Annotated in this window: 6 protein-coding genes; 3 read left to right on the top strand and 3 right to left on the bottom strand. The window is 61.9% G+C overall.

The window, feature by feature from the left end; translation table 11 throughout:
• Positions 1-106: 106 nt before the first annotated feature.
• The 3 genes from KA354_24030 to KA354_24020 all read right to left on the bottom strand — a co-directional run bounded on the left by KA354_24030 (position 107) and on the right by KA354_24020 (position 4,789).
• A complete protein-coding gene (locus KA354_24030) occupies positions 107-1,477 on the bottom strand; it encodes a choice-of-anchor C family protein (protein MBP7937721.1) in 1,371 nt (456 codons plus the stop codon).
• A gap of 466 nt (positions 1,478-1,943) precedes the next feature.
• A complete protein-coding gene (locus KA354_24025; GenBank protein MBP7937720.1) occupies positions 1,944-3,761 on the bottom strand; it encodes a hypothetical protein in 1,818 nt (605 codons plus the stop codon).
• A 173-nt stretch (positions 3,762-3,934) separates the two neighbouring features.
• On the bottom strand, positions 3,935-4,789 hold the full coding sequence (locus KA354_24020) for a hypothetical protein (protein ID MBP7937719.1): 855 nt from the start codon (positions 4,787-4,789) through the stop codon (positions 3,935-3,937).
• 254 nt (positions 4,790-5,043) lie between these two features.
• Between KA354_24020 and KA354_24015 the strand changes: the two genes are divergently transcribed.
• From KA354_24015 to KA354_24005, 3 genes are all read left to right on the top strand, one after another.
• Positions 5,044-5,649 carry a sigma-70 family RNA polymerase sigma factor gene (locus KA354_24015; protein ID MBP7937718.1) on the top strand — a complete coding sequence of 202 codons (606 nt, stop codon included), beginning with the start codon at positions 5,044-5,046 and terminating at the stop codon, positions 5,647-5,649.
• Positions 5,650-5,773: 124 nt separating this feature from the next.
• Positions 5,774-9,727, top strand: coding sequence for a protein kinase (locus KA354_24010; protein MBP7937717.1), 3,954 nt, complete (start codon positions 5,774-5,776; stop codon positions 9,725-9,727).
• Positions 9,717-12,689, top strand: a complete 2,973-nt coding sequence (locus tag KA354_24005; protein ID MBP7937716.1) for a protein kinase — start codon at positions 9,717-9,719, stop codon at positions 12,687-12,689. Before KA354_24010 ends, KA354_24005 begins: the two co-directional genes overlap by 11 nt.
• Positions 12,690-13,630 lie beyond the last annotated feature (941 nt).

The following is a 13,630-nucleotide window of genomic DNA, read 5'->3' as shown; positions in this document are numbered from 1 at the left end:
TCAGCCTCCTGAAGCGTCACGCGTCGAAGGATAGCATCAAGTGCAAGAGCCGCATCGCGGGCTGGAACAACCAGTTCCTCATGCAAGTGATTACCGGAACAGGAGTTTAATGTGCGCTGGCCCTGTCGGCGTCCTCTGCCTCCGAAATGACCACCCACACATTGTCCAAGGCCGGTCCGCAGTTGGAGTCCCCCGGATCCAAAGCCTGGAATTCCAATGTTGTTCGGCCTTCGGTGGCCGTGAACTCCCAGCTTCGAGTCTGCCAGCCCATGTTCCACAGCTTGTAGCCGGTGATGTTGAACGTGAAGGTCTGTGATGTACCTGCCGCTGCGACGCGGAGTTCCTTGATCAAGCTCTCGCAGGCCGGATTGCCGGCAAGCTCGAAGATCACGACATACTTCTGGCCGGGAATCGTGGGGAATGTCTGTGCAATTCCTCCGGCATCCATATCGAGGCTTCGGCGACCATCAGAGCTGAGCCAGTAGCTGCCGGTATAAGTGACGTCGCCCGTAATCACCCATTCTGGAATGACGGCCGAACCTGCCCCCACTCCTGTGTGCACGCCGGGATCCTGGCCAATCTCGAAACTTCCGTTCTGAACGATCGGACTTTGCGCCGGGAACTCGATGACGTAACCGACGACTCGCAATGAGTGAGCGCCAGGGTCGCTCCACAGGTCATTCCACTGGCCGCTCCGGCCCAAGCCGCCCCCCAGGAAGAAGTGAAGACAGTTCTGGCCGCCCAGCTGATCGTCCGGGTTGCTGGGACACCAGTTCGTGTAGACAAGTGGCTGCCCTGTCACCCATTTCCAACCGCCTGCAGGCTCTGAAGCGCCAACTTGCTGATAACCGCCAAGCCACGGGCCGGCCGACCTGTTGTTGACCGGATCATCCCACCAGAACTGCGGTGCGTCAGTCAGTTCGAAGACGAAGGTGTTTTCGGCGACAGAACCGATGGTTGCCAAGTAGCCCCCCGCCGCAGTGGCAGCGTCGTTGGCTTGGTCCCAGGTGACACCTTCGGGCACGCTCACCGCGCGATAGTGATGGCCATTGACCGGCCAAACAGCCTCCGTGGGCTTCGGGTCAAACTCGATGACAAAGCCCTTCAGCAGAGCAGTAGCTGCGCTATCGTTCCAAGTTGCGGCCCGCGACTGACCTATCGGGACGAAGTAGTGCATGCGGTCTTCAACGTCATTCAGATTGTCGGGTTGATCGGATTGCCAGGCTGTATACCCCCAAGCTTCTTCCGTGACCCAGTGCCAACCGCCCGCGGGCTCGGCGGAACCTTCCGGCTGATAGGCGCCGAGCCACGGGCCCCAGTTTGCGTTTGTCCCCGTACCTGCCCAAAACTCAGATGTGTTCACGAGGCTGAACACGAAGTCGTTTTCGGCCGAGGATGTGCAGGTCGCCAGGTACCCGCCGGACGCAATAGCGGCATCGTTTGCCTGGCTCCAACTGATCCCATCAGGGACGCTCACCGCACGATACTGATGGCCGTTGATTGGCCACACAGAATCCGCAACTGCGGGCCTTGCGCTCTGTAACAAGAGGGGAACAAGAGTGGACGCCATGATGCTGAACAGATGCACTCGTGACTGTGGCAGATCTATCGCTCTGGAAGTCTTCACTTTGCCGTCCTCCTGAAAGGGGCCGACAACTGACTTGTCTCCAAACATGGTACCACCCGTTGTGTTCGTCCGTCGAGCCTGAGAGACCTTGGCTGGGGTCTTCTTCCGGGTACTCTCCAGTACCGGCCTTGTCCCCACCATGATCATCGCCCACGTGACCCAACCGCGCACCGCAGTAGAAAAGCGGGCCACAACCCACTACACGGAAATGACAAGTCATCTTGATTCCAATCATCCACCTACCCATTCCAGGGCACACTGCCCAACCGTAGCCGACGATCACCGGCACCGCAGTCCCGACCTTCCTTCCAGGGGCTCAGCCCTCGCATCCGACGCGGGCAGGCCGATCCGTGCCACTGTAGCACCTCTGAAACGCGCCGAAATCCGACTGGTCTACGTCATTGTCGCGGTCGACGTCCTTCGCTTCGCAACCGGGCTGCAGGTGTACAGCCGGGCCTGAAGCACACGACTCAAACGCTTCAAAGTCCTCTGTATCCACGTCGCCGTCGCGGTCGAAATCGCCCAAGATATCCATCGGGCAGCCGTCAGGATGGATCGCTGCATGCGGGACTGTATCGGGGCAGAGGTCGAGCGGATCAATCACACCATCCCCATCAGAATCCGGGAAGCTGCCACGAACGGCTCGAAGGCGCACGCGCCGGTTTTCCGCTAACGCCAGCGGGATCATCGTATCGTCCGGGCCATATGCGACCCAGGAGTCGAGCCCCCCGATCGTCGGCCCCCCGGAGGACCAATCGCTAAACTGCACGAATATCGTCCAGTCGCCAGCTAAAGAACCCAGGGCTAGCCCATCGGTGTGGGGCGAGCTCCAGACATGTCGCGACAGCAAACGGGAATCGAGTGCCTCCGTGAGGTATGCGTCCTCCGAGGTGGTGTCGTCGCGAACAAGCAGTTGTGCGAGGACCATCTCAAGATCGAACTGCATTTCCGCACGTCCACCCCCGTTTTCCGCGGCGATGTCATGAACGACCACGAGGGCAAGCCCATCCGCCGCCGCAAGCATGAAGAGATGGGAGCGATTCAGCGTCAGCAATGGGGCTGGTCCGCGGAAGCTGCCTGAGCCGTAGTAGGTTGCGGTTGTCAGATCGGTGGCATACAGCCCGATGGTCCCCAGCAAGTGGGAATCGAAGTCTGCCACATCGGGGGCGGACTCCTGACTGACCTCGACCAGAACTGGGCACACGAGCACGTTGATGGAGGAACTCGTGGCTGTTGCGTTCAAGGCGTCCGTCACCGTGAGTCTATAGCGGGTCTCAACGCCCGGAGCCACGTCCGCCGTGGGCGATGAAGCGACCGTGATCCATGTTCCGTTGGTGAGCTCCTTCTGCCAGGCATATTCATATGGGGGCCAACCGCCTGAGGCCTCGCCCGAAAGCGTCACGAATTCACCGGCCCAAACCCAGAGGGGCCATGCAGAGCCTTCAACGGTTAATGGGGGCGGCGGCGCGCCGGGCGAGAAAAGGTCGAAGGCCAGGCCCGCGCCATCTCTGCGCGCTTCCCCGGTGTATCGCAAGAGGATGGAGCTGATATCCGGCCTCGGGCGCTCGAAGGCCCAGCCGAAAGCGACTCCGTCGCCCGGACCAGCTTCCGGGTTCAGGCACTCGGGTTTGCGTGGACCCTCGGGTCCATCAATAACCACCCGCTCCAGCTCATTGCCGGCCTCGTCACGGGCAATGAGGGTCCACTGCTCGCAAGGAGACCCGCCGTTGTTCCGACAATCTACGTCGATGATAACCCCGGAGGCATCAGATACTGGGGTGAGGTACGTAATGAGCAGGTCTCCGGTTGCCCCAAGGCTCAGGCTGTCTGTCAGGAATCTGCTCCCCAGCGATTGACCCTCACGTGGGGTATCCTGCCCCAGGCAGCCCACGAACGCGGTCCGGGGCTTGCCAACCTCGGCGATGCGAGGAAAACCAGAGTGCTGCCCGGTCGTCCGATTCACCAACTCAAACAGGATACCCCGGGAGGCATACTGATCAGAAATGACGTCTTCATCCCTCGTCGGCGTACTGTCGGGGTACGTTTCGAAATCAATAGGCTGGCCGAGCGCCGACAAGACTGAAACACCACACAGCCAAAGCAACCCGCTTGGGAAGATCGATTTCAAGGACATGATTGTCCTCCGTTTCACGGGGTCAGTACTTTCGATCCACGATGGCGATTCCCCCATCTCCACAGCACATGTGGACGGCAACGCGGATGGCCTCCTCACAGTTGAGAAGTCAAGAATTGAACCTGGCGACGGAGCAGGTCGTCTCCTTGTCCTGTGGGGCCCTCCAAAGCGGCTCATCCCCGAACCATGCCGGACTTCCTGGCCTGCGAGGCCAAACGCTCCTGGAAGTAGTCCCTCAGGGAATGAACCAGCTCGTCATCGGAGTTCACCCCTTTCCTCAGCTCGCGCGCGGCGGCGATGAACGAGGCCTCGGTTTGGCCGGTACGGGTGAGAAGGCGTTTGAATTCGTCCCGGCTGATGCCGACGCGTTCGAGTTGCTCCCTCTGATCAGTGGTGAGGTCCTCCCAGAACTCCTTAACCGGCATGTCCCGACCAGTTTTCGGTAGAGCCATATGGGCGAGCCAGGCCGATCGGCCACGCAGGAAGGCCAGCTCTACATCCAGGCGACCGATCTCCCTGCGGTATTTCTCCACTTCCGCCTCGTGCTCCTCAGCTTGCCTGCGGCACTCGGTCGCCAAGGCCTGTTCCTTGTAGTTCGGCGAGCTCCACCGCGTGATCCCGCCCCTCGGCCCCCTTTTGATGCGCCATTTGACGCTCTTTCGATCGTGCTCCGCGGCTTCTTGCCGGAGGGCGGTCGCTTTGTTGAGCTCGGCGAGGTTGTTCTCCGTGTTGCTCCGCTTCTCTTCGTTCAGAGAGGTGATCCTGTGATCGACGTCTGCCTTCTCCTTGGCGACCTTTAGGCGTGCCTGCCGGATCGCCTCTTGAACGGCACGTGTGGTCAGGACGATCTGATCATTCGAGTCCATCATGAATTCGTTCTTCACGAGGTTATAGTACTTGGGGATTAGATCCCCCGAAGGTTGGGTCGCCGCCGACGGTAGCGTCGATGGCGTCCGCCCAAAGGCCAACGGGGCAAAGGCAATGCCCAAGCAGTAGAACACACTCGCGAAACCTGGTTTCATGAACATGATTGTCCTCCATGTCGTGGACCAGCACTTGCAGCCACCATGACGACCTCCAGTCCACATGCCTACGAGCGGAACTCCGTCCGGGCACTCACGCAGAAATCGGGGAATTCCCGAGATTCCTTCCATCGCCTGCATCGCGCACAGGGCGACACGGCTACTCCCATCACGACCCACTTGACATAAGCACCTGTGCTCCCGTAACTTATTGGCAACTTGTTCGGCGGGGAGCGAGGCCCTTTCGCTGGGATGCGCACATGGCAGCTGCCGAAGGATCGCTGATCGACAAGGCCATTTGCGGACACCGCGACGCGCTGACTGTTCTCTTGGAGCAATACGGCCCCTCGATGCGACAGGGGCTGACTGGCAAGATCCCCCCGCGATGGCGCTCCGTCCTCTCCGAGGATGACGTGATGCAGCAGACCTACGCGGATGCGGCGCGCTACATCTCACGGTTCAGGCTGGTGGAAGCAGACTCCTTCCCGCGCTGGCTGGCCACGTTGAGAAACAACAACCTGCGCGACGCCATTGAAGGGCTGGAGGGCAAGATCCCCGTGATCCCGCAGGGCGTGGGCGATGACTCGCTGAACACCCTGATCGAGAGGCTGAGCGGGACCACTTCGACGCCCAGCCGATGCGCAAGTCGTGAGGAGAACGAGGCTTGCCTCAAGCGCGCCATCGGGCAGCTGCCGGAGGCTTACGCCCGCGTGGTTCGGATGTACGACCTGGAAGGTCGGCCGATCGGCGAAGTGGCGGCCGCCCTGGGGCGAAGCCAGGGAGCGGTGTTCATGCTCCGTGCTCGTGCCCATTCACGGCTGCAGGAGCTCATGGGCTCGGCATCGGATTATTTCACCACGCTTTGAGCCTCCGCGCGTGAGTAGAAGCGGCGTTTTCCGCTCGTGAGGTTGGGGAATGATGAACCACCGCCTGGCCTCGGCGGGGTCATGCCTTCCCGAAACCAGGCGATGGCCTGGTTGCGGTGTACACATGTCCACGAACCCACCCTCAGACCCGGATGGCGGCAGGTCGCCCGAGCGGCGGCTCATTGACGCCGCCTTTCAGCAGGAAGTCGGCCCGCTGGCCGAGCCTTCGCCGGTTTCCGGTGCCCCGAGCCCGCTATGTGGCTTCGGAGAGCACATCCCCGGCTACGAGATCACCCGGGAAATCCACCGCGGCGGGCAAGGCGTCGTCTACCAGGCCGTCCAGGAGGGCACCAAACGCAAGGTGGCCATCAAAGTGATGCGCGAAGGGCCCTTTGCCGGCCCCAAGGACAAGGCCCGTTTTGACCGCGAAGTGGAGGTCCTCGGCCAGCTCAACCACCCGAATATCGTGGCCATCCACAACAGCGGCAGCGTGGCCGGGATGTTCTACTTCGTGATGGACTACATCTCCGGCCAGCCGTTAGACGTCTGGATGGCCAGCGGCAAGCGCTCGATCGAGGAAACGCTGAAGCTCTTCGTTAAAATCTGTGAGGCGGTGAATGCTGCACACCTGAAGGGCATCATCCACCGAGACCTGAAGCCCGGCAACATTCGGATCGACTCCAGCGGCGTGCCGTACGTTCTGGATTTCGGCCTGGCCAAGATGTCCGCTGGCACGGAACCGTCCCTCATGACGGTGACCGGACAGTTCATGGGCAGCCTGCCGTGGGCCAGTCCCGAGCAGGCCCAGGCTGCTCCTGCCAACATCGATATCCGCACGGACGTGTATTCACTGGGCGTGATCCTCTATCAGATGCTGACCGGCCGGTTCCCGTATGAGGTGGTGGGCAACATCCGGGACGTGCTCGACCGCATCATGAAGACCGAGCCGGCCAGGCCCAGCACCATCCGACGCCAGATCAATGACGAGGTCGAGACCATCGTCCTGAAGTGCCTGAGCAAGGAACGGGAACGGCGTTACCAGAGCGCCGGGGAGTTGGCCCGGGACATCGGCCATTACCTGGCCGGGGATCCGATCGAGGCCAAGCATGACAGCGCGTTGTACGTGCTCAGGAAGAGCCTGCGGCGGTACAAAACCCCGGTGGCCGTCGCGGCCTCCTTCGTAGTCCTTCTGGCTGTCTCGGCCGTCGTACTCTTCGTCATGGCCGAGAAGAACAGGAGACTCGCCGAATCCGAGGGCCAGGCCAAGCGACAGGCCCAAGCGGCCACGACTCAGGCCACCGCCGAGCGCGACCGGGCTGAACACCTGCGCCAGGCCACAGAGTTTCAGGCCTACGTTGCCAACCTGGCGGTCGCCGAGGCAGAACTGCGGGCCCATGATATCGCCATGGCCAGGACACGACTGGACCTGTGCCCACAGAGCTTCCGGCAGTGGGAGTGGTACCATCTTGACACGATGTGTGACCGAAGCATCGCTACTTTACCGTACACCATAGCTGGGATCACCCATAATAGGCGCCGCTCCTGCGTGAAGGTCAGTCCAGATGGAGCACGGCTTGTGGTGGGAGCCCGAGACAACGCCGCTACACTCTCAGATACTTTGACAGGGGCTGAAGTGGCCACCCTCCGGGGTCACACCGGCGAGATTAAATGTCTCGCTTTCAGCCCGGATAGCAGGAGAGTCCTCACGGGAAGCGGGGATAAGACCGCTAGACTGTGGGATGCCTCCACGGGAGCGCTCTTGTCCGAGCTCAACGGCCATACAGGCGCAGTCCTCGAAATTGACTTCTCCCCTGACGGCACACGAATCGCCACGGGTTCCGCCGACCAAACAGCCAGATTGTGGGACGCATCGACTGGAACTGAGATCCGCACGCTACGCGGACCCGCTGATGCCGTGGTAGAGGTTGCCTTCGGTCCGGACGGCAAGCGGATTGTGACGCTCTGCAACGACGACAGGGCCACGCTGTGGGATGCAACCAGCGGAACCCTGATCCTGACGCTGCCGAGTCAGGGGGGTCAGGCTTTCAGTCCCGACGGTAGGCGGCTTGTTGCGTATTCCGAGGACAATGCCGCCACCGTGTACAACGCAGTCAACGGGACCGAACTGATCAAGCTTCAGGGTCACACCGCGGAGATCACTGATGCATCTTTTGGCCCAGATGGGAAGAGAATCCTCACCGGATCCGAAGATGGAACCGCCAAGTTGTGGGATGCGGCCACGGGCAGGGAACTGACCACGCTCCGAGGTCATACTGGTGAAGTCTACGTCTCGTTCAGTCCGGATGGCAAACAGGCGCTCACGATGTCCGAAGACGGCGTGGCCAAGTTGTGGGCCGCGCCGAACGGAGCGGAATTGGCTACGTTCTGCAGTTCCAGCGATGTAATCCATGGTGTTCGCTTCAGCCCCGATGGAAAGCGAATCGTCTCGGGTTCAGACAAATCACCGCTCAGGATCTGGGACGCTGCCACAGGAAAAGAGGTGGCAGTGCTCCACGGCCACGCGGGCGATGTTGCCTGCCTGGGTATTCGCGCCGACGGCAAGCGAATCGTGACCGGGTCTTGGGATGATGGAACGGCCAAGCTTTGGGATGTCAACCCCGAGGCCGATCTGACCGCGCTCCGCGGAGACATCGAAGCATGTCCGTGCGTTGCTCTCAGTCCCGACGGCAAACGCGTCGCCACGAGTGCCGACGATGACAGCGTCAGAATCTGGGATATGCCCAGCCGTTCCGAATTGGCCGTGCTTCGCGGCCATACAGACGAAGTCACGAGCATTGACTTCAGCCCCGACGGCAAGCGCGTTGCATCGGCGTCGAGTGACGGCACTGCGAGAATCTGGAATACGGCCACCGGAGCGGAGGCCGCCGTTCTTGGCGGACACATCAACGGATCGCCTTACGTTGCCTTCAGCCCAGATGGTAAGCGGATCGTCACATGGGGATACGCATGGGACTATGCGGTCAAACTGTGGGACGCCACTACCGGGGCCAAGGTGGCCGCCTGGGGGAATCGCGACAACGACACCTCCATATCTGATCTCGACTTCAGCCCGGACGGCAAGCGGATCATCACGGCGAGCGGGAACATCGCGACATTGTACGACACAGAATCGGGTACCGAGCTGGTCACGCTCCGAGGCCATAAGGACGATGTACACTGCGTTGCTTTCAGCCCAGACGGCAAGCGGATTATCACCGGAGCAGGGGAAAACGACAGCACGGCCAGACTGTGGGATGCGGCCACTGGTACCGAACTACGCGTGCTCCGGGGCCATACGGATCGCGTCAAAGTCGTCGCTTTCAGCCGTGACCAAACGCGCATTATCACGGCGGCTACCGATGACACCGCCAGGATATGGGATGCAGTGACTGGCGCCGAGCTTGCCCAACGGCAAGGCTATTCCCACACAGAATGGAGTTGGAGGATTGTCGTTAGCCCCGACGGTAAGCGAATCGCTGCACGGTGCGAAGACAACCGGCTCAGGGTGTGGGATACGGTCACGGGAGCCGAGTTGATCACCCTCCGGGGGCCTGCCGGGAGAATAGGGTCCGTTGACTTCAGTCCGGACGGAAAGCAGATCGTCACGACAACAAGCCATGATCCAACGGTGAGGATCTGGGACAGCGTTCCGTATGCTCAGCGTTACGCCGAGCGGCAGGCCGCACTCGCGGCGGCGGAGAAAGCCAAGCCCATTGTGACCGGACTGCACGATCGCCTCGGCGACTGGGCCAAGGTCGCAGCCGCAATCCAGGAAGACAAATCGATGGACGAGGTCCTCCGCCACCAGGCGCTCAACCTCGTACTCAGGTCCTCCTCGGCCGAGATCAATGCCCGATCGACTACGCAGCCGAGTACACGACCGGCCGCCATGCCGCCGGCACCGCGGCCGGCCACGGGCACAGCGCCTGAGACCAGTTCGGTGTCGGGACCATCGCGGCATGGCGGTGATTCGGCACGACATGAATTGAGGACCGCACAATCGACATGCTCAGTACATGAGAAACTGCGGACACTACACGCAGGGCCCATGCGCGCCGGGTGCAACCGTGTCCAATGAACCACTCAACGAGCCGCCAGCGGGAGCATCGTCCGAGCGGCGGCTGATCGACGCCGCGTTCGAGCAGGAGGTGTGTCCGCCGGCAGAACTTTCGCCGGGCTCTAGCGACGCGAGCCCACCGTATGCCTTCGCAGAGCACATCGCCGGCTATGAGATCACGCGGGAGATCCACCGCGGCGGCCAAGGCGTGGTCTACCAGGCCGTCCAGAAAGCCACCAAGCGCAAGGTGGCCATCAAGGTCATGAAGGAAGGGCCTTTCGCCAGCCACAAGGACAGGGCCCGCTTCGAGCGCGAGGTGGAGGTCCTCGGCCAGCTCAACCACCCCAACATCGTCGCCATCCACGACAGCGGCAGCGTGAGCGGTACTTTCTTCTTCGTCATGGACTACATCACCGGCCAGCCGCTGGATCTCTGGATGGCCGCCAAGCAACGGTCGGTCCAGGAAACGCTCAGGCTGTTCGCCAAGATCTGCGGGGCGGTCAACGCCGCTCACCTGCGCGGCATTATTCACCGGGACTTGAAGCCGGGCAACATCCAGATCGATGCGGAGGGCGAGCCGCACATCCTGGACTTCGGCCTGGCCAAAGTGGCGATCGGGGACGAGGTCTCGCTGATGACGGCGACCGGGCAGTTCATGGGCAGCCTGCCGTGGTCCTCGCCTGAGCAGGCTGAAGGGATCCCCGGCAGGATCGATACCCGCACCGACGTCTACTCGCTGGGCGTGATCCTGTACCAGATGCTGACGGGCAAGTTCCCCTACGACGTGGTCGGCAACATGCGCGCCGTGCTCGACCGGATCATGACCGGCGAGCCAGTCCGCCCTCGCGCTGTCCGGCGCGAGATCGACGACGAGGTCGAGACCATCGTGCTCAAGTGCCTGAGCAAGGACCGAGACCGACGCTACCAGACGGCCGGCGAACTCGCCCGCGACATCGGGCATTACCTGGCCGGCGATCCTATCGAGGCCAAGCGGGACAGCGGCTGGTATGTGCTTAAGAAACACTTGAGGCGCTACTACATCCCGGCGGTCGTCGCCGCGGGTTTCGTCCTGCTGCTGGCCGGCTCCTCGCTGGTGGCCTGGAGTCTTTACGCGAGGGCCGACCGCGCCTGGGCGGTTGCCTCGGCTGAGAACGAGAAACTCGTGGAAGTACAGTCCTTTCTCCAGAACATGCTGGCTTCGGCCGACCCGCGCAAGCGAAAGGGCGCGGACCTGCGCGTGCGCGATGTTCTCGAACAGGCGACCCGACGCCTCGACACAACCCAATTCAGTGCCCCGCAAACGCAGGCCGCCCTACGGCACGTGATCGGAGTTACCTACCGCCACCTGGGCCTCGCCGACGAGGCCGAATTGCATCTCCGCAAGGTCCTCGCATTCCGGGAGCGGCGTGACCGATCGAGTCTTGAGTATGCCGACACGCTCTTTGAGCTGGGCCTCTGCGATCCTTTCTCTGATGAACACCGCAAGTTCATCACCGAGGCTTTCCGCATCCGCAGAGAGTTGCTCGGTCCAGATCACCGGCTTTGCCTGGAGTGCATCCCGTACCTCGGGACAGGCAATCGGACGCAGGCTTTGGCCGTGTTTGCGGGCCGGCCGGTCGATGAGGAGTTCATTCGGCAGTACCTGCGCGATACCTGCCGCGAAGCTCAGAAACATCTTCGACTCGCTGATGAGGTGGGCGCTCGCGAAGTCATCCGTTCCAGCCTCCAGAAGCTGGCCGACCTGCAGCCGCTCGGAAAGGAACTTGCCGCGAGGGTGCTGGCGGCTGTTCGCTACGAAGGACTTGGCCAGGAGGGTGGAAGGGACCTCCAGACGCTGCTGATCGATGGGGCCGCTGCATTCTGTCGCAAGGATGAACCGGACGGCCGCGCTCGATGGATCGAATTCCTGAACGATCGAGTTGATGTCAGGGTCATACTCGGCGACTACGAACATGCAGAAGCGGACCTGGAAGCCGCGTGGGAAGAAGCCGCGAGCCTGTTCGGGTCAGAGGACGAGAGGACCAAGTCTCTGGCCAGGAAACTCGATGGCCTGTGGGACATCAGCGAGTTCGCCAAGCCTGCCTCCGGGCAAAATCCGGAGACGGCCCCAAAGGCCAATCCTCTTCGGCACTTGCTCGGTGGAGCCTGGAAGCCGTCGTGGTCGCCCAATCCTGACCGCATGATCGTGGGCCTGCCCGTGGGCAGCGGAATCGCGGTCCTCGATATTCCGACGGGAAAGCTGACCCCCATTACGCGCAACGGCAAGGACCCCTCCTGGTCGCCCAGGGGCGACTGGATCGCCTACGTTCACCAGGAACCCTTTAACGCCGGCCCGCCGATCATCAGAATTGTGGATCCAAGCGGCAAAGTCGATCGTCAGATTGCTCCCGGCGACTGGCCCAGTTGGTCGCGCGACGGCAGCGAGGTCTTCTTTGTCCGTCAAGACACGCTTTACGCTGCCAAAGTGGACGGCGAGGATGCCGCAGAACGTGAGGTTCTCTCGCTCGGCGGGTCCTGGGCCATGCCCGACCTGTCCCGCTCCTCGCCGCGCCTAGCTATCAATCAGCTGCATACGAGCGTCGTCGCCATACTCGATCTCGAATCGGGCAACCTCCTGAGCAAGTGGACATTCCCGGATGAGATCTTTGCGATTCCGGCCTGGTCGCCTCACGATGATTATCTCGCCGTCGGCGACGGCTTCGGACGCTCCGGCTTGTGGCTGCTGGATCTCCGAAATAGCCGCGTCGCACCGGTTGCTCACGGCCCGTATGGAGCCCCAGCCTGGTCTCCCGATGGAAAGCGGTTCGCAGTGGATTTCCGCGGGCCGGGCTTCCCCGTGGCCCAGGACTCCACCAGCATCTGGTTTTTCGAGATGGGGTCCAGCAAGGACCTGGACTGGCAACCCTTCCAATGGGAAAAGTCGGAACAGGCCGCCGCTGAGTCGCAGCCGTCTACCAACCCTGTCGCCAAACCTGCCAACTGACAGGCACGGGACAGGCGCCTGTTTAGGCGAACCGAATGCAAACAGCGGGACAGGACGTCGGGGTCTATGAAATAAAGCCTCCCGGCTGGCCTTCGGACTTTCCTCGCCCACGGGTCGATTTACCTCTCGCCGGCCAGTTCCGCAGCACGTCCACCCGCCGGCCGCATCATCCACCGGTTGCGTACCTGCTTTGCCGAGCGGCGGGCTGCTCTCGCGGCGGCGGAGAATGCCAAGCCCGTTGTGGCCGCGCTGCAGGATCGCCTCGGTGACTGGTCCAGGGCCAGCGCACATTAAACTCCTTTTCCGGTAAGCCCGCCTTGCCTCCGCCGACCCGAGCGCCGTTCTTGCAGCTCATGGTAAAGCTTGCGATGCACCCCTGAACTCATCCCCCTGCCGGTGTCGGGTTGAACGCGGGATCATCTGCAGCCCGGGCAGGCCCTACGGTCTATCGGGCATGTCCCAGATGGCATGTCGCGGTATACTCCTCATGTCGGCGGCGGTTGAAATACGCGGGCTTTCGGCGGTTTAGGCCGTCGTCCGATCTGCATGGGGTGTGCCGGCGCGACCCGCCCGACAACGAGCCTGACAACTGTCGCAGACCGGCCCAGACCCACCCCCCATCCTACCAGCCTTTTCGTATGATGCGGCGACGAGTCTTGGGTCGGCGGCGGTCCCCGGGAACGTCGCTCGCGTCCTGCCATAGAACAAGACACGGGCATGGTGCCGGTTCAGGGTCGGATACCCACGACGCAGAAACTCGGCGCACATCGCCTCCTTGCCGAGGACGATGTCAAAAAGGTTCAGCGCAATAATCAGACTCTGTAGCATAAACGCCGGGTTTTCCTCTTGCTCCGCGGGCCGGATTGCCGACGATTTCTGTGAGAACAGGGTGTTTTCACAGGAGGACCGCCATGGAAGGCCCCGGAGAGTACCTGCCCGAT

This window comes from Phycisphaerae bacterium, assembly GCA_018003015.1.
GTDB lineage: Bacteria > Planctomycetota > Phycisphaerae > UBA1845 > PWPN01 > JAGNEZ01.
The sequence above is the reverse complement of the archived record's forward strand: the minus strand, read 5'-3'. Positions and strand labels throughout refer to the sequence as shown.

What these genes read in the sequence shown, in the direction of transcription:
- KA354_24020 (MBP7937719.1), bottom strand. Translation starts at nt 4,789, where the DNA reads ATGTTCATGAAACCAGGTTTCGCGAGTGTGTTCTACTGCTTGGGCATT.
- KA354_24015 (MBP7937718.1), top strand. Translation starts at nt 5,044, where the DNA reads ATGGCAGCTGCCGAAGGATCGCTGATCGACAAGGCCATTTGCGGACAC.
- KA354_24025 (MBP7937720.1), bottom strand. Translation starts at nt 3,761, where the DNA reads ATGTCCTTGAAATCGATCTTCCCAAGCGGGTTGCTTTGGCTGTGTGGT.
- KA354_24010 (MBP7937717.1), top strand. Translation starts at nt 5,774, where the DNA reads ATGTCCACGAACCCACCCTCAGACCCGGATGGCGGCAGGTCGCCCGAG.